This window comes from Burkholderia sp. 28_3, from assembly GCF_003253915.1.
GTDB classification, from domain to species: Bacteria; Pseudomonadota; Gammaproteobacteria; order Burkholderiales; family Burkholderiaceae; genus Burkholderia; species Burkholderia cenocepacia.
This window is the reverse complement of record NZ_QKZF01000001.1, coordinates 761,551-777,942: the sequence shown is the minus strand read 5'-3', so window position 1 is coordinate 777,942 and position 16,392 is coordinate 761,551. Positions and strand designations below refer to the sequence as shown.

General features: G+C 69.8%; 14 protein-coding genes. 3 read left to right on the top strand and 11 right to left on the bottom strand.

The genetic code is table 11. The features are described 5' to 3' along the window. Window positions 1-3 precede the first annotated feature (3 nt). From DFS13_RS03670 to DFS13_RS03655, 4 genes are all read right to left on the bottom strand, one after another. Window positions 4-1,071, bottom strand: a complete 1,068-nt coding sequence (locus tag DFS13_RS03670) for an ABC transporter ATP-binding protein (RefSeq protein ID WP_109342435.1) — start codon at window positions 1,069-1,071, stop codon at window positions 4-6. Then, window positions 1,064-2,836 carry an iron ABC transporter permease gene (locus DFS13_RS03665; RefSeq protein ID WP_006490713.1) on the bottom strand — a complete coding sequence of 591 codons (1,773 nt, stop codon included), beginning with the start codon at window positions 2,834-2,836 and terminating at the stop codon, window positions 1,064-1,066. The genes DFS13_RS03670 and DFS13_RS03665 overlap by 8 nt, the downstream gene beginning before the upstream one ends. Before the next feature lie 107 nt (window positions 2,837-2,943). Beyond that, window positions 2,944-4,044: an ABC transporter substrate-binding protein gene (locus DFS13_RS03660; protein ID WP_006490712.1), complete on the bottom strand. Its 1,101-nt coding sequence runs from the start codon at window positions 4,042-4,044 to the stop codon at window positions 2,944-2,946. Window positions 4,045-4,240: 196 nt separating this feature from the next. Further along, on the bottom strand, window positions 4,241-5,719 hold the full coding sequence (locus DFS13_RS03655; protein WP_111441371.1) for a PLP-dependent aminotransferase family protein: 1,479 nt from the start codon (window positions 5,717-5,719) through the stop codon (window positions 4,241-4,243). 101 nt (window positions 5,720-5,820) lie between these two features. Between DFS13_RS03655 and DFS13_RS03650 the strand changes: the two genes are divergently transcribed. The 3 genes from DFS13_RS03650 (at window position 5,821) to DFS13_RS03640 (ending at window position 9,364) form a co-directional block, all read left to right on the top strand. Beyond that, window positions 5,821-7,056 carry a multidrug effflux MFS transporter gene (locus DFS13_RS03650; protein ID WP_111441370.1) on the top strand — a complete coding sequence of 412 codons (1,236 nt, stop codon included), beginning with the start codon at window positions 5,821-5,823 and terminating at the stop codon, window positions 7,054-7,056. Window positions 7,057-7,182: 126 nt separating this feature from the next. Then, the gene (locus tag DFS13_RS03645) at window positions 7,183-7,863 is read left to right on the top strand and encodes a response regulator (RefSeq protein ID WP_006484260.1); all 681 of its coding nucleotides are present in this window, start codon (window positions 7,183-7,185) and stop codon (window positions 7,861-7,863) included. A gap of 79 nt (window positions 7,864-7,942) precedes the next feature. After that, a complete protein-coding gene (locus tag DFS13_RS03640) occupies window positions 7,943-9,364 on the top strand; it encodes a sensor histidine kinase (RefSeq protein WP_034203352.1) in 1,422 nt (473 codons plus the stop codon). A gap of 24 nt (window positions 9,365-9,388) precedes the next feature. On the opposite strand, the gene DFS13_RS03635 is transcribed toward DFS13_RS03640, so the two are convergent. The 7 genes from DFS13_RS03635 to DFS13_RS03605 form a co-directional block, all read right to left on the bottom strand. Beyond that, a complete protein-coding gene (locus DFS13_RS03635; RefSeq protein WP_006484261.1) occupies window positions 9,389-10,255 on the bottom strand; it encodes an MOSC domain-containing protein in 867 nt (288 codons plus the stop codon). A gap of 95 nt (window positions 10,256-10,350) precedes the next feature. Beyond that, window positions 10,351-11,304 carry an ABC transporter substrate-binding protein gene (locus tag DFS13_RS03630; RefSeq protein ID WP_111441369.1) on the bottom strand — a complete coding sequence of 318 codons (954 nt, stop codon included), beginning with the start codon at window positions 11,302-11,304 and terminating at the stop codon, window positions 10,351-10,353. Window positions 11,305-11,337: 33 nt separating this feature from the next. Next, on the bottom strand, window positions 11,338-12,519 hold the full coding sequence (locus tag DFS13_RS03625; protein WP_111441368.1) for a cytochrome c: 1,182 nt from the start codon (window positions 12,517-12,519) through the stop codon (window positions 11,338-11,340). A gap of 50 nt (window positions 12,520-12,569) precedes the next feature. Beyond that, window positions 12,570-13,391, bottom strand: coding sequence for an ABC transporter ATP-binding protein (locus DFS13_RS03620; protein WP_111441367.1), 822 nt, complete (start codon window positions 13,389-13,391; stop codon window positions 12,570-12,572). Next, the gene (locus DFS13_RS03615; protein WP_006488659.1) at window positions 13,385-14,482 is read right to left on the bottom strand and encodes an ABC transporter permease; all 1,098 of its coding nucleotides are present in this window, start codon (window positions 14,480-14,482) and stop codon (window positions 13,385-13,387) included. Before DFS13_RS03615 ends, DFS13_RS03620 begins: the two co-directional genes overlap by 7 nt. Before the next feature lie 4 nt (window positions 14,483-14,486). Continuing rightward, a complete protein-coding gene (locus DFS13_RS03610) occupies window positions 14,487-15,521 on the bottom strand; it encodes an ABC transporter substrate-binding protein (protein WP_006494956.1) in 1,035 nt (344 codons plus the stop codon). 31 nt (window positions 15,522-15,552) lie between these two features. Next, a complete protein-coding gene (locus tag DFS13_RS03605) occupies window positions 15,553-16,392 on the bottom strand; it encodes a class II aldolase/adducin family protein (protein WP_006482666.1) in 840 nt (279 codons plus the stop codon).

Below are 16,392 nucleotides of genomic sequence, written 5' to 3'. Positions count from 1 at the left end.
GGGTCAGCCCGCTTTCGCGAACGCCCAGCAGTCGTTGGTCGGGAATTCGATCCAGTGCTTGCCGGCCGCGCGCGGCACATGGCCGAACGCACGCAGGCGCATCTCGCCGCAATGGAACAGGTATTCCCAGCGGTCGCCGAGATACATCGACGTGACGAGGTCGGCCTGCAGCCGGTTCGCGCCGGGGCCGTCGGCGACCTGCACGCGTTCGAGGCGGATCACGGCCTGGGCGTCCTGGCCGGGTGCCAGCGTGTCACGGGCAAGCGCCTGCAGTTGCCAGCCGTCGCCGGCGAGCGTCACGCATTCGCCGTTGATCGCGGCGACGCGCGCGTCGATCCGGTTGTTGCTGCCCATGAATTCGGCGGTGTACAGCGAGCGCGGCGCGCCGTACAGCTCGGCCGGCGTGCCTTCCTGCTCGATGCGGCCGTTGCGCAACAGCAGGATGCGGTCGGACATCGCCATCGCTTCGGTCTGGTCGTGCGTCACGCAGAGCGCCGACAGCCCGAGCGACACGATCAGCTCGCGCAGCCACGCACGTGCCTCCTCGCGCAGCTTCGCGTCGAGGTTCGACAGCGGCTCGTCGAGCAGGATCACGGGTGGGTTGTAGACGAGCGCGCGGGCGATCGCGACACGCTGCTGCTGGCCGCCCGACAGTTGATGCGGAAAGCGTTCCGCGAGATGGCCGAGGCCGAGCTGGTCGAGCGCGGTCTGCACGCGGCGCTTCTGTTCGGCCGGTGCGACGCGGCGCAGCTTGAGCCCGTAGCCGACGTTGTCGGCGACGGTGCGGTGCGGCCACAGCGCGTACGACTGGAACACGAGGCCGAGCGAGCGCTGTTCGACCGGCAGGTCGATGCGCTGCGCGCCGTCGAAGAACACGCGGTCGTCGAGCTGGATGCGGCCGTCGGACGGCTGTTCGAGGCCGGCCACCGCACGCAGCAGCGTGGTCTTGCCGCTGCCCGACGCGCCGAGCAGGCACACGACTTCGCCGGCCTTCAGTTCGAACGACACGCCCTTGAGGATCGGGTTGGCGCCGTAGCTGAGATGCAGGTCGTCGACGATGAGCTTATCCATGAAGTTTCACTCCGAAGCGCAGGGCCACGCCGAGACCGGCGCCGACCATCGCGATGTTGATGACAGAGAGCGCGGCGACCTGGTCGACGGCGCCGGTCGCCCACAGCGACACGAGCAGCGCGCCGATCACTTCGGTGCCGGGCGACAGCAGGTAGACGGCCGTCGAGTATTCGCGCTCGAAGATCATGAAGATCAGGAGCCAAGCGGCGAGCAGGCCGAAGCGCACGAGCGGCAGCGTCACGTCGAGCGATACGCGGCTGCGGGTCGCGCCGACGCTGCGGCCGGCTTCCTCGAGCTCGGGGCCGACCTGCAGCAGCGCGCTCTGGATGAGCCGCATCCCGTACGCGAGCCACACGACCGTGTACGCGATCCAGATGCTCCACATCGAGTTCTTCAGCTCGCGCAGGCCGGGCACGAACAGGAAGATCCACAGGAACGCGAGACCGGCGAGGAGACCCGGCACCGCGCGCGGCAGCAGCACGAGGTAGTCGAGCAGCTTGGTCGCCCAGTCGGGGCGGCGGTGGCCGGCGAACGCGACGAGCGAGTAGAAGCCGATCGCGAGCGCGCCGCCGATCACGCCGATGCCGAGCGTGTTGACGATCGCGCGCACCAGGTTGTCCTGCTCGAACAGTTCGATGAAGTTCGACAGCGTCAGCACGTCGGCGAGCGGCACGCCTTCGCCCCAGTTGGTCACGAACGCGCGCAGCACGATGCCCGAGATCGGCACGATCACGGTCAGCATCAGCCACAGCGCGACGATCGCGAGCGCGACCCAGCGCCACACGCCGAGCGGCAGCACCGTCGCGCGGCCGGCCTTGCCCTTCACGGTGACGAAGCGGTTCGCGGTCTTCAGCAGGCGGCGCTGCAGCAGCACGAGCGGGAACGTGATCGCGACGATGCACACCGCGACCGCGGCCATCAGGTGATACGACGGCACGCCGAGCTTGTTGGTCAGCTTGTACAGGTAGGTCGCGAGCACGAGGTGGCCTTCCGGATCGCCGAGCACGAGCGGCAGCCCGAACACCTCGAAGCCGAGGAAGAACACCAGCACGCCGGCGAACAGCAGCGCGGGCATCGTCATCGGCAGGCTCACGTCGAGCGCGACGCGGAACGGGCGGGCGCCCGTCACGCGGGCGGCTTCCTCGACGTCCGAGCCGAGGTTGCGCAGCGCGGCCGACGAATACAGGTACACGTGCGGCACGTGCGTGAGGCCGACGATCACCGTGATCGCGAAGATCGAATACACGTTCCAGGGCACGTTCTGCACCCCGAACAGTTCCTTGAACCACACCGAGTAGAAGCCGACCGGGCCGGCCGCGACCACGTAGCCGAACGCGAGCACCATCGGCGACACGAACACCGGCGTGAGCAGCAGCGGTTCGAGCCAGCGGCGGCCGGGCAGGTCGGTGCGCACCATCAGGAACGCGAGGATGCCGCCGAGCGGGATCGAGATGAACAGCATCCCGCCGGCGATGATGAACGAGTTCTTCACGGCCGACCAGAAGTCGGGATCGCTGAAGATGAAGCGGAAGCCTTCGATGCCGAGCGTCTTGTTCGCATCGAAGAACGGCGCGGACAGCAGGCTCTGGAACAGGATGAAGCCGAGCGGCAGCGCGACCGCGACGGTCAGGACCGCGACGACGATCCAGCGCAGCATGCCGGCGAGCGGCTGCAGGCTGCTGACCGGCAGCGCGGGAATGGCGTCGCGCGGGCCGGTGGCGGGCGGAACGGCCGGTGCCGTGCCGCGGGTGCTGGTTGAAAGCATGAGTTCGCCCCTGCGGCCATCCGGATGGCCGCCTCAAGGAAGTCGGTAAGGGGAAGGGGCCGCCCGCGCGACGTGCGGCGGGCGGCCGAGGTCAGCGGCTCAGCGCATCAGCGCTTGATCGCCTGCTGCCATTGCTTCAGGAATGCGAGGCGCTTCGACTGGTCGAGATAGACGAGCAGACCGGTGCCGATCTGGATCGGCTTCAGCGAATCGCCGAGCTCCTTCGTGAGGCTCGCGGCCGACGTTTCGCCGCTCACGTCCGTGCGGATCGCGTACAGGTTCGCCTGGTTCGCGATCAGCGTCTGGCCGCGTTTCGACAGCAGGTAGTCGACCCACAGCTTCGCGGCGTTCGGGTTCTTCGCCTTCTTCGATACCGTGGCGAGGCGGCTCACGACCTGCGTGTAGTCCTTCGGAAACACGTAGCCGATCGACTTGTCCTTCTTCGCCTTCGCGTACGCATACGACCCGATGATGTTGTAGCCGATCAGGTTCTCGCCCGACGAGATGCGCTCCATCATCGCGCCCGTGCTCGACTGCAGCTTCGGGCCGGTCGCGCCGATCGCCTTCACGAGTTCCCACGTGACCTTCTCGTTCACGTGCGCGTCCTGCGTCAGGTAGTTGAAGCCGACGCCCGATTTCTCGATGTCGTAGGTCGTGACCTTGCCCTTGAACTTGTCGGCCTGCGTGGTGAGCAGCTTGATCAGGTCGGCGCGGGTCTTCGGCACCTCGTTCTCGGGGATCAGGCGCTTGTTGTAGACGATCGCCAGCGGTTCGAACGTCGTGCCGTACGCCTGCTTCTGGTACTGCGCCCATTGCGGCACGTTCGGGCTTTCGGGCGAATCGTAGGACGCCATCAGGCCGTCGTTGACGAGCTTGACCTGCAGGTCCATCGCCGAGCTCCACAGCACGTCGGCGCTGGTGCTGCTCGCTGCGTTCTCGCTGATGTAGCGGTTGTACAGCTCGGTGCTGTTCATGTCGTTGTACTCGACTTTCACGCCGTACAGGCTTTCGAAGTCCTTGATCAGCGGACGCACGAGGCCCGTGTCGGTGGTCGAGTAGACGATCAGCTTGCCTTCCTTCTTCGCGGCGTCGATCACGCCCTGGTAGTTCCCCGGGTAGCCGGCCGGAACCTGCGCGACGGCGCTGCCGGCGGCAGTGCCCAGAACGACCGCGAGCGCGGCGGCGAGTTGCTTCGGTGCAAACGGCATGTCTTCCTCCAGTGATGCGTGGGTTTTGTTCGAGTGACGCGGATGTTAATTGCGGGGCACTTTCAGCCTGCTTTCATTCCGGTGCGCAATCGCGCCGTCCGTGTCATGGATTTCCCGAGGTCGACGCGGCCACCGCCGCGGGTTGCGCGGCGTGCGGCGGGGCGAGAAGGGGGAGGACGCGGCGCGTGGTCGCGCGCTATGCGGAGGCGGCCAGCAACTGGCCGAGGACGCGGCCGCCATGCCGCGCGTGCGCGGCCGTCAGCGCGGCATAGCCGACGACGACGCCCGCTTCGCACCGGGCGCTTCGACAGAAGCCGCGGATCGGCTGCAGCGCGATGCCGGCCGCGCGGGCTTGCGCGACCCAGCCCGCGTCGTCGAGGCCGGGCGGCAGCCACAGCACGAAATGAAAGCCCGCGTGCTCGCCGGTCACCGTGTACCGGCCGCCGGCATGTTTGGCCAACTGGTCGAGCACGATGTCGCGCCGCTGGCGGTACGCGTGGCGGGCGGCGCGCAGGTGCTTCGCGAAATCGCCGTGGCCGATGAAGCGGGCCAGCGCCAGCTGGGGCGCGACGCCGACCGAGCGCGCGGTCGCGTGCCAGACGGCGGACAGCGCCGGCCGCAGTGCCGCCGGCACCACCATGAAGCCGATGCGCAGCCCGGAAAACAGCGTCTTGTTGAACGACCCGCAATAGATCACGCGGTCGCACGCGTCGAGCGATTTCAGCGCGGGCAGCGGGGCGGTCTGGTAGCTGAATTCGCCGTCGTAGTCGTCCTCGATGATCCACGTGCGGTGGCGCTGCGCCCAGTCGAGCAGTTCGAGCCGGCGCGAGACCGACATCGTGACGCCGAGCGGCGCCTGATGGGCGGGTGTCACGTACGCGGCGCGCGCATCGGGATGGCGCTCCAGCGACGCGGTATCGATTCCTTCCCGGTCGACCGGCACGTCGATCACGGTCGCGCCCGCGAACGTGAAGATCTGCCACGCCGACGCATAGCCGGGGTCTTCCATCAGCACCGTCGAGCCGGGCGCGAGCAGCGTGCGTGCGACGAGGTCGATCGCGTGGCGGATCCCGGTCGTGATGACGATGTCGGCGGCCCCGCACGGGATGCCGCGGTATTCCCGCAGGTACGCGGCGATTCCCGCGCGCAGGCCCTCGACGCCTTGCGCCGGCGTCGCGCCGAGATCGTCCGCCGTCGCGGCGAGCAGGCTGGCGCCGAGCGCCTTCTTCCATTGCTGCATCGGCAGCAGGCCGGGATCGGCGAGCCGCGCGACGAACGGGACGCCGGGGCGCACGCCGTGCTCGGGCTCGGCCGGGGCGGCCGGCGCCGGCGAAGCCGGGATGGGGCGCGGGGCGCCGTCGCGCGACTGAGCCGTCGCGCGCAGATAGCTGTCCGGCACGACCGCGCACACGCGCGTGCCGGACCCTTGCGTGCGGGCGATGTAACCCTCGGCGCACAGGATGTCGTACGCCGCTTCGACGGTGCCGCGCGCGACATCCCAGCGCGCGGCCAGCGTCCGGCTCGACGGCAGCGGGCTGTCGCCCGGCAGCAGGCGTTTCAGGATCGCGTCGCGAATCGTGTCGGCGATGCATTCCTGCTTCGACAGCGGGCTGCCGCCCGACAGCCCGGCAGGGCGCGGCAGGTCCAGCGGAATCGCGGCTTTGCCTCGCGGCATAGTGGTCCAGTCAATGGGCGATTTAATGGTCCTTCAGCTTATATCACTTTCGCCTTAGATTGCAGTCGACTCCACTCATCCGACCCACACGGACCTACCGCATGAAGACGCGCTCATTACCCCGCCGGGGCTGGCTGTTCCTGTTGATGCTCGTGGTGTGCCTGCCGCGCGTCACGATCGATGCGTACCTGCCGTCGCTGCCCGCGATGGCGGATGCGCTGCACGGCACCGACGCGCAGTTGCAACTCACGCTGACCCTCTACATGGTCGGCTATGCGCTGTCGATGCTGGTGTCGGGGCCGCTGTCCGACCGCTATGGCCGACGCCCGGTGCTGCTCGGCGGCCTGTGCCTGTACGTCGTCGCGAGCGTCGCGTGCGGATGGTCGACCAGCGTCCCGACGCTGATCGCCGCGCGCGTGTGCCAGGCGCTGGGCGGCTGCAGCGGCACGGTGATCGGCCGCGTGATCGTGCGCGAGCGCTTTCCGGCCGCGACGCAGGCCACGATGCTCGGGCATATTTCGGCCGGCATGGCGCTGTCGCCGGTGGTCGCGCCGCTGGCTGGCAGCGCGATTGCCGAGTGGCTCGGCTGGCGCGGCGTGTTCGGCTGGCTGGCGGCGGGCGGGCTGGTCGCGACCGCGATGGTGCTGCGCTACCTGCCTGAAACCCGTGAACGCGACGCGCGGCCGCCCGCCGGCGCCGGGCTGCTGCGGACCTACGCCGGCCTGCTGCGCGACCGGCGTTTCCTGCGCTATTCGTTCGCGATCAGCTTTGCCTACTGCACCTACTATCCGTTCATCGCGGAATCGTCGACGCTGTTCCAGCGGCACATCGGCGTGTCCGGGCCGGTCTATGCGGCGATCTTCGGCGTGACCGTGCTCGGCTACCTGATCGGCTCGAATGCGTTCGCGCGGACCAGCGCGCGCTGGTCCGCCGATTCGGTCATCGCGGCGGCGGCGGTCGCCAATCTGGCCGGCGCCGCCGCGCTGTGGGGCGGCGGCGCGATCGCTCCGACGTCGGTGACGGCGCTCGTCGTGCCGATGTTCGTCGTGATGATCGCGGTCGGGATCGCGATTCCGGCCTGCCAGTTCGCGGTGATGCAGCCGTACACGCAGATCGCCGGCACCGCGTCGGGGCTGTTCTTCTTTATCCAGATGGCGATCACGGCCGCGTGCGGCGGCGTGCTGGCGTGGCTGTCGGACGGTACCGCGCACCCGATGATCGTCGTCACGGCCGGCGCGAGCATCGCGTTCGTCGCGGTGGTGGCCGGTTTTCGCGAGCGCGGCGTGGCCGGCGAGGCGCGCATCGCGGCGCGCAACCGTGCGGCGGCCGAACGCTGAGGCGCGGTGGCCGGCATCGCGCGCGGCGGGTTCGCGACACCCGCGCAACCCGTGTTTCCGCGAGGCGTGGAGACGGAAAGGATCATGTAATGTAGCGGGCTGTTCGCTGACCTTACCGGAATCCCCATGCGTGTGCTGCTCGTCGAAGACAACCCGAACCTGGCCCAGTCGCTGAACGACGCGCTGAGCGCCGCGCGCTTCGCGGTCGATCACATGGCCGACGGCGAGGCGGCGGACCACGTGCTGCGCACGCAGGACTACGCGCTGGTGATCCTCGATCTCGGGTTGCCGAAGCTCGACGGGCTGGAGGTGCTGCGGCGATTGCGTGCGCGCCGCAATCCGGTGCCGGTGTTGATCCTTACCGCGCACGGGTCGGTCGAGGACCGCGTGAAGGGGCTCGATCTCGGCGCCGACGACTACCTCGCGAAGCCGTTCGAGCTGACCGAACTGGAGGCGCGCGCCCGCGCGCTGATCCGGCGCAGCCTCGGTCACGAGCATTCGCGCGTCGAATGCGGGCCGCTTTCGTACGACAGTATCGACCGCAGCTTCCATCTCGCGGGCGAGCCGCTGTCGCTCACGCCGCGCGAGCGCTCGGTGCTCGAGGTGCTGATCCTGCGTAACGGTCGCGCGATCAACAAGGACACGCTGTCGGAGAAGATCTTCGGGCTCGACGAATCGGTCAACGCGGACGCGATCGAGATCTACGTGTACCGGTTGCGCAAGAAACTGGAGAACACGGGCGTCGCGATCGTCACGCTGCGCGGCCTGGGCTATCTGCTCGAAGCGAAGGCGGAGACGGCTGAATGAGCGGCGCCCGCGCTCACGGTCATTCGCTGCCTCCCGAGGGAGCGCATGCGTTCCTCGGGGCGGCGCGGCGGCAGGCATGATGACCCGCCCGAACCTGCGCGCGCAGGTCGCGCTGTGGCTGCTGTTGCCGCTGCTCGGCCTGCTCGCGCTCGACTCGTGGCTCACGTACCAGCGTGCGATGAGCGCCGCGCACGTCGCGTTCGACCGCACGCTGTCGTCGTCGCTGAAGTCGATCCGCGAAGGCGTGCGGCTCAACGACGGCGAGGTCGAGGTCGACCTGCCGTATCTCGCGCTCGAAATGCTCGAATCGAGCGACGGCGGCAAGATCTACTACCTGATCCGCGAGGACAACGGCCACACGATCACCGGCTATCCGGACCTGCCGCTGCCGCAGGGGCGCGACGCGGGCGACGGCGCGCCGTTCGTCACGCGCTACTACGACGTCGTGTATCGCGGCGAGCAATTGCGGATGGCCGCGCTGCGCATTCCGGTGCACGACGTGCCGACCGCGCAGTCGCGCATCGTCTGGGTGATGGTCGGCGAGACGATCGAGGCGCGCCAGGCGCTCGCGCGCGAGATCCTGATCGGGTCGCTGCTGCAGGAAGGGCTGCTCGTCGTGCTGGCGCTCGGGATCGTGTGGCTCGGCGTCGGCCGCGGGCTGCGGCCGCTGAACCGGCTGTCGGCCACCGTCGCCGCGCGCAGCGAGGACGACACGACGCCGCTCGACACCGGCGCGATGCCGAGCGAGCTCGCGCCGCTCGTCGATTCGATCAACCAGTACATCGGCCGCACGCAGCGGATGCAGGTGGCGCGGCGGCGTTTCTTCGCCGATGCGGCCCATCAGCTGAAGACGCCGCTCGCGGCCGTGCAGGCGGGCGTCGAGCTCGCGTTGCGGCCCGACGAGCAGCCGCGCGCGAACGTGCACCTGCGGCGCGCGAACGGCGCGGTGCGGCAGGCCGCGAAGATCGTCCAGCAATTGCTGTCGCTGTCGCGGCTCGATTCGGACAGCGGCCATGCGGTCGCGCACAAGCCGGTCGCGCTGCACCGGCTCGCGCGCAGCGTGACGCTCGACTGGTCGCCCGTCGCGCGCGCACGCGACATCGATCTCGGCTTCGAGCACGAGGCCGACGTCGACGTGCTCGGGCAGTCCGACTTGCTCGGCGAAATGGTCGGCAACCTGATCGACAACGCGATCCGTTATGCGGGCGACCGTGCGGTGATCACGGTGCGCGTCTCGCGCGACGGCGCGGACGCGCGGCTCGACGTGATCGACAACGGGCCGGGCATTCCGGCCGACGAACGCGACGCGGTGTTCGAGCGCTTCCATCGCGGCAGCAAGACGCAGACGGTCGAAGGAACGGGGCTCGGGTTGTCGATCGTGCGGGAAATCGCGCGTGTGCATCAGGGCAGCGTGACGCTGGCCGATGCGGCCGGCGGCGGGCTGATCGTGACGATCCGGCTGCCGGCGGCGGTGAGTGATGCGATGCCGCGCGCCGCGTGAAGGGAACGGATGGTGCTATCCGGCTCAATCGCCGAAGCCGATCTCCGCTTCGACCGGCTGCCCGACTTCGAGCCACGCACCCGCACCTTCGACGACGATCGCATTGATGCCGAACGTCAGCGCACCGTCGTAGTTCGGATTCGCGCGATAGGTCTGCATCGTGTCGGTCGGCTCGTGCGGCCACGCGGGATCGGGCGCGCCGGTCGCCTGGTCGATCGTCGGCATCGGGCAGCGCGTGCACAGCTTCACGAGCCGCAGTCGCACCGGCGTGTCGCCTTGCGTGTCGAGATGCTCGACGAAATCCTCTTCGTACGCGTCGAGATCCGACACGACGATGTTCGGCCGGAAGCGGTTCATCGGGATCGCCGGCGCGCCTTTCGCGGCAAGCCGCGCGTTCAGGTCGTCGAGCGACGACTGGCCGATCACCAAAAGCGGATAGCCATCCGCGAACTGCGTATGCGTATCGATCTCGCCGGTCCATTTGCGATTGCAGCCGCGGCGTGCATCGGGGCCGAAGCGCGCGAGCTTCGTCGGCACGCCGAGGAATTCGGTGAGCCACGCGGCCGTTTCGGCGCCCGTGTCGATCGCGTCGACGGTGTCGCGCCACACGGTCGCCGCCATCTTCGGCGTGGCGGGCGTCGCGTCGCCGTCGAGCGGCGTGCGCAATGCCGGCATGCCCGGTGCGTTCAGCACGAGCGCATCGCTGTCGAGTGTCGGACGGATCAGCGCGAGACGCGGATGCGTGCGCTGCGTGAGCATCTGCCCGCGCGGATCGGTGATCAGCCAGTGGCGGTCGTAGGCGAGGCCCGTTTCAAGCAGTTGCGCGCGCGTGAGCGCGATGCCGGCGCAGGATTTGATCGGGTAGACGAAGAGTTCGGTGATGGCTGGCATGACGCTGGCTGACGGCGGGATGATCGAATCGCGATTGTGCCAGATCGGGCCGAAGCCGTTTGGGCGGCTGCGTACGGCCTACCGCCACGCATCCGTCAGCCGAGCGGGAAGCCGGTGTCGAAGGTCGTGCGCACGTCGAGCGGCTGGCGCAGCAACCCGGCCTTCAGGTAGAAGTCGGCCGTGCGCTGCTGTTCGGCGATCACCGTCGCGTCGATCGGCAGCCAGCGCGTGCCGCGGCGCTCGAATTGCAGCTTCGCGGCGGCCGGCGGAATGCCGATGATGCGCGCGAGCGCCGCCGAATACGCGTCGGCGTGCCGGTACGACCAGGCCTGCGCGCGCACGACGCGTCGCAGGAAATCGTGCAGCACGTCGCGCTTCGAGGCGATCGCCGCGTCGGTCGCCGCGAGATAGCTGAGGCCCGACCACAGTCCGCGGCCGTTGACCAGCACGCGCGCGCGGCCGCTCGTTTCGGCGAGCGCGGTGTAGGGCTCCCAGGTCGCCCACGCGTCGATCGAACCGGTGGCGAGCGCCAGCATCGTGTCGGCCGGCGGCAGGAAGCGGAACGACACGGCATCGGGCGGCAGGCCGGCCGCATCGAGCGCCTTCAGCGTGACGAAATGGCCGATCGAGCCGCGCGTGGTGCCGATGCGCTTGCCCTTCAGGTCGGCCGCGCCTTTCAGCGCGGCGTCGGGTTGCACGAGCACGGCCGTGCCGTACGGATCGGAACGGTTCGCGCCGATCACCTTGATGCGGGCGCCCGATGCGAGCGCGAAGATCACCGGCGCGTCGCCGATCGGCCCGCAGTCGACCGCGGCCGCGTTCAGCGCTTCCGCGAGCGGCGCGGCGGCCGGAAATTCGGTCCACGCGATGTCGTACGCGAGGCCGTTCAGTTCGCCGGCCGCTTCGAGCAGCGCGCGCAGCCCGCCTTTCTGGTCGCCGGCGCGCAGCAGCGGCCGTGTACCGGATTGCGCGCACAGCGCAGTCGGGGCGGCGGCGATCGTGGCAAGGGCGCTCGCCTGCGCGAGGAAGTGGCGTCGGGTCGGATTCATCGTGAAGTTCGGTTGAAGGAAGGATTCGTGGGTTCAATGCGGGAGCCCGGCCTGTACGTCGCGCACGGGTTCGTTGTCGACACGCAGCAGCAGCGCGGTCAGGGCGTCGCCGCTGGTGGCGCGCGCGGCCGGCCGGGCCACCGCATCCGAGCGGCACAGCAGGTCGGCGTCCGACCAGCCGGCGCTGCCCGGCAACGCCCGCGCGCGCAGCCAGCCGCGTCGATCCGCAAGCAGTTGCGTGCCGCCGAGTGCCTCGGGCGCGACGCCGGCAATCATCGCGAACGCGCGCCACGCATCGGCGGTCGTCGCGACGCAGTTCGCGCGCGAGCCGGTCGACGGCGGCACCGCCCCCCCGTTTTCCGTGACCAGCAAGGTCTGCCAGCGCGCATCTTCCGGCGGTGGCGTGGCGCCCGGCTCGAGCGCGACGACGCGCACGCGCTGGCCTTCGCGCCAGCGCTCGAGCGCTTGAGGCGCGGCGTCGCCGCACCGCACGTCGAGGGCCGGCAACGGGACCGGCACCGGCCACGCGCCTTGCGCCTGCGCGCCGCTGCCGGCGGCCAGCGCTTTCAGGTAGTCGAGCACGGCCCAGGTGTCCTGCGGGCCGAGTGTCGCCGCGAAGCCGGGCATCGTCGACGCGCCGTGCTCGTCCTGCGTGCCGTGGCGCACGCGCCAGAACAGTTCGCCGTCGAGGCGACGCGCGAGCAGCGTGCCGGCGAAGGTCGGCGGCCAGTGCGCGAGCGTGGCGGCGAGCGGCCCTTCGCCGCGTCCGTCCGCGCCGTGGCAGGCCGCGCAATGTTGCGTATACAGGTGCGCGCCGCGCATCACGTTCGCTACGGAAAACGGCGCGGGATCGCGCTGGAAGCTCGTCGGCACGGCCGGCGCGAGCCACAGCGAAGCGGGCGGCCACGGCGCGAACCACGCGACGGCCAGTGCGGCGATGGCCGATGCGATACGCCACTTGCGCGAAGCGAGCGCGGTGCACGCGAGCACGACGGCCAACGCCGTCACGCCGCAGGCGAGCGCGAGCTGCCGTGTGAGCCCCGCGTCGATGCGCAGCGTTTCGAGCGCGATGCGATGCGCCCACGGCCACGCGGCCTGGCCATCGGCGTCGCCGGTCAGGCCGATCGCGTGGAGCCCATGCGCCAGCGCGATTTGCGCGCGATACAGCAGTTGCAGGAACGCGATGGCCCAGTCGGCGAACGGCGGCGCATTCATCGCGCACGTCTCCGCCGGACGGCAATCAAACGTCGAACGGCATCCGGCATCTACCAGCTCGCATCGAGCCCGAGATGCCGCAGCGCGTCGTGGCGCAAGGCGGCGAGGCGCGGGTCGCCGCGATGGCGCGGGTAGGGCAGGTCGACGCGCAGTTCGGCGACGATCCGGGCCGGCCGCGGCCCGAACACGATCACGCGCTGCGCGAGGAACAGCGCTTCTTCCACGTCGTGCGTGACGAGCAGCGCGGAGAACCCGTCGCGCTGCCACAGCGCGGTCAGCTCGGCCTGCATCGTGAGCCGCGTCAGCGAATCGAGCTTGCCGAGCGGCTCGTCGAGGATCAGCAGGCGCGGATCGTTGACGAGCGCGCGGGCGAGTGCGACGCGCTGCGCCATCCCGCCGGACAACTGATGCGGAAACACGTTCGCGAACTCCTGCAGCCCGACGCGCGCGAGCGCATCGTCGACGCGATGCTGCGCGGTGCGCGCCACCCCGCGCGCTTCGAGGCCGAGCGCGACGTTCGCGCGCACGCGCCGCCACGGGTACAGCGTCGGGTCCTGGAACACGACGATGCGCGACGGATCGGGGCGCTCGATCGGCACGCCGTCCTGCGCGATGGTGCCTTGCCGCGCGGCGTCGAGCCCCGCGACGAGGCGCAGCAGCGTCGATTTCCCGCAGCCGCTCGGGCCGAGCAGTGCGACGAATTCGCCGGCCGCGACCGACAGCGACACGTCGTCGAGCACCGGCAGCGCGCCGCCGGGGCCGTCGAACGCGTGGCTGACGCGGCGGATGTCGATGCACGCGCCGCGCGGCGGCGTGACGGCGGGCGCCGCGGCAATGGCCGCGGACGGTTCGAGTACGGCGGCGCTTACCATTTGACGGTTCCTTTCTGCCACGCGAGCACACGGTCGCGCAGCGCGAACAGCAGCGCGATCAGCCCGGAAAACAGCAGCGCCATCACGATCAGCGCCGCATACATGTTCACGTACGACGCCCAGCCCTGCGCCCAGCTCAAATACCAGCCGAGCCCCGACTTGACGCCCATCATCTCGGCGACGACCAGCACCGTGAACGATGCGCTGAGCCCCATGAAAATGCCGACGAACACGTGTGGGAGCGCGGCCGGAATCGCGACGCGCAGCACGAGGAAGCGCGCGTTCGCGCCGAGCGTGCGCGCGACGTCGTAGTACTGCTTGTTCACGCTCGCGACGCCCGACCACGTCAGGACGGCAACCGGGAAGCCCGTCGCCAGCGCGATCAGGAACGCGGCGGCCGAATAGCTCGACGGGAAGAAGTAGAACGTGAGCGGCAGCAGCGCGGTGGCCGGCACCGGCCCGAGCACGCGCAGCACCGGATGCACCCAGTAGCCGATCCGGCGCGACCAGCCGATCGACACGCCCACCGCGAAGCCGACCGTGACGCCGTACGCGAAGCCGAGCGCGAGCAGCTTCAGCGTGTTGCCGGCGCTGCCGGCGAGGCGCGGCCAGTCGTCGACGTAGACTTCGATCAGCGCCTGCGGCGGCGCGAAGAACGGCGTCGGCAGCCAGCCGGTTTTCGCGGTGACGATTTCCCACGCGGCGAGCACGAGCGGCAGCGCGACGAGCCACGGGCCGGCCGGACGCACGCGTGCGAGCCGCGTGCGGGTCGCCGCAACGAGATGGCCGAGCGTCGCGGCGACGAGCAGCAGCGCGGCGATCGTCCACGCGGCCGTGCCGAACGTGTCGGTGTACGCCCAGTCGCTGAAGCCGACGATCCGGTTCGGCCACAGTTGCGTGAGCGCGCCGAGCGCGGCCCACGCGACTGCGGCGGCGATCCCGGTCGGCCAGGTACGCTCGCGCCGCGCTTGCGCGGCCAGCGTGGCGTCGCACGTCGTGCAGGCCGGACGCGCGGAAGCTGTAGCGTTGGCGGCGGCGCCGACCGGAGCCGATGCGGTGCGTGCGGCGGAAGCGTGTTCGATCGTCGACATCGCGTTACCCCAGTACGTTCGCATAGACCTGCTGCGCGAAGCGCTGCGGGTCCGTGCTCTTCTTCAGTACGCTGATGCGGCGGAAATCGTCCGCATAGAACGCGATTTCCTGCTGCAGGTCGACGTTGGTCGGGTGATGTGTGTAGGTGAGCGTCGCGTACAGCTTGCGCAGATCCTCGGGGCTGATCTTCGGCGAATACTTCGCGAACACCTTCGCGGCTTCGTTCGGGTTGTCGTGCGTGTACTCGGTGGCCTGCACGATCGAGCGCGCGAGCGCGGCGGCCGACGGCCGGTCGTTGCGCACGAGGTCGCCGCGCGCGCCGATCACGCAGCACACCTTGCGCGCGTATTCGCCGGACAGGTTGGTCGCGAGTTCGGTATACGCGCCGTTGCTGCGCTTTTCGAGCAGATAGAGGTTCGGGTCGCCGTCGGCGATCGCGTGGATTTCGCCCTTGTCGACCGCGACGCCGAGCAGATCGGCCGGATACTGTCGCCACGTGATGTCGCGCTCCGGATCGATGCCGTTCTTCGCGAGCAGGATCGAGAAGAAGTGCTTGCCGGGCGCGGCCAGATCGCTGACGCCGACCGTCTTGCCCTTCAGCGCCTGCAGCGTCGTGACGCCGGCTGCCTTCGCGCCAAGCAGGCGCACGCAGCCGCCGTGCGAGCTGCCGATGATCTTCACGTCGAAGCCGGCTTCGAGCGGCTTGAGCCAGCGGTGGATCATCCCGACCGCCGCGTCGGCCTTGCCGGTCGCGATCGATTCGAGCAACTGGTCGGTCGAGCCGCTGTAGTTGATCAGCTCGACCTTCAGCCCGTTCTTCTCGAAGAAGCCGCGCTCCTGCGCGACGACGATCGGCGTCAGGCAGAACGCGTTCTGGTTCCACGCGAACGTCAGCTTCTTCAGCGGCGGCGCGGACCAGGCCTTGCGGCCGAGCGTGATCGCCGGTACGGCGAGCGCGGCGGCGCCGGCCGCGCGCAGCAGCCGGCGGCGTTGGTCGTCGTGCGCGTCGGCGGGCGCGGGTGCGGTGGTGTGGGTCATTGTGTGGTCTCCGGGGTAGCGCAAGGGCGGCTCAGTCGAGCAGGTCGGGTTCGTCGGCGACGACGCGCGCGAACAGGCTGTCGAACGCATGCAGCGCACCGTCGGGGCCGCCGATCTGGCCGTGCGTATGGCGCGCGGTCGCGTGATCGATCGGCTGCGGCGTGCCGGCCGCTTCGGCCAGCAACTGCGTGTGCGCGGCGTTGTCGAGCGCGATGTACCACCACGCGGCGGCCTCGACCGTCGGGCCGGCCGTCAGGATGCCGTGGTTCTTCAGGATCACGCCCTTGTGCGTGGTGCCGTCCGGCTTCGCGAGCGCCTCGGCGATCCGCGCGCCTTCGCTGGTGTCGACGACCATCCCCGTGAAATCGTCGAACAGCGCGTGATCCTCGTAGAACACGCACGCGTCCTGCGTGAGCGGATCGAGCGGGCGGCCGAGCGTCGACCAGGCCTTGCCGTAGGTCGAATGCGTGTGCGCGGCGGCGACCACGTGCGGATGGGCTTCGTGGATCGCCGCATGGATCGCGAACGCGGCCTTGTTCAGCGGCCGCTGGCCGATCGCGGTTTCGCCGCGTGCGTTGACGAGCAGCAGGTCGGACACCTTGATCTGCGAGAAATGCACGCCGAGCGGGTTCACCCAGAAATGGTCGGGCAGCTCCGGATCGCGCGCGGTGATGTGGCCGGCGAGGCCCGACGCGAAGCCGAAGCGCGCGAACAGCCGGAACGCGGCTGCGAGCCGCTCCTGCCGGTGGCGGCGCTCGGCGGCCACGTCGATGCGCGGCGCGGGCGGATCGAACCAGAAGTGCTGGCGCGGGGTGTCGGCGAGCACGAGGCCCGATGCGGTACGGTTGGGGGGCGAAAGGACGGCGGACAT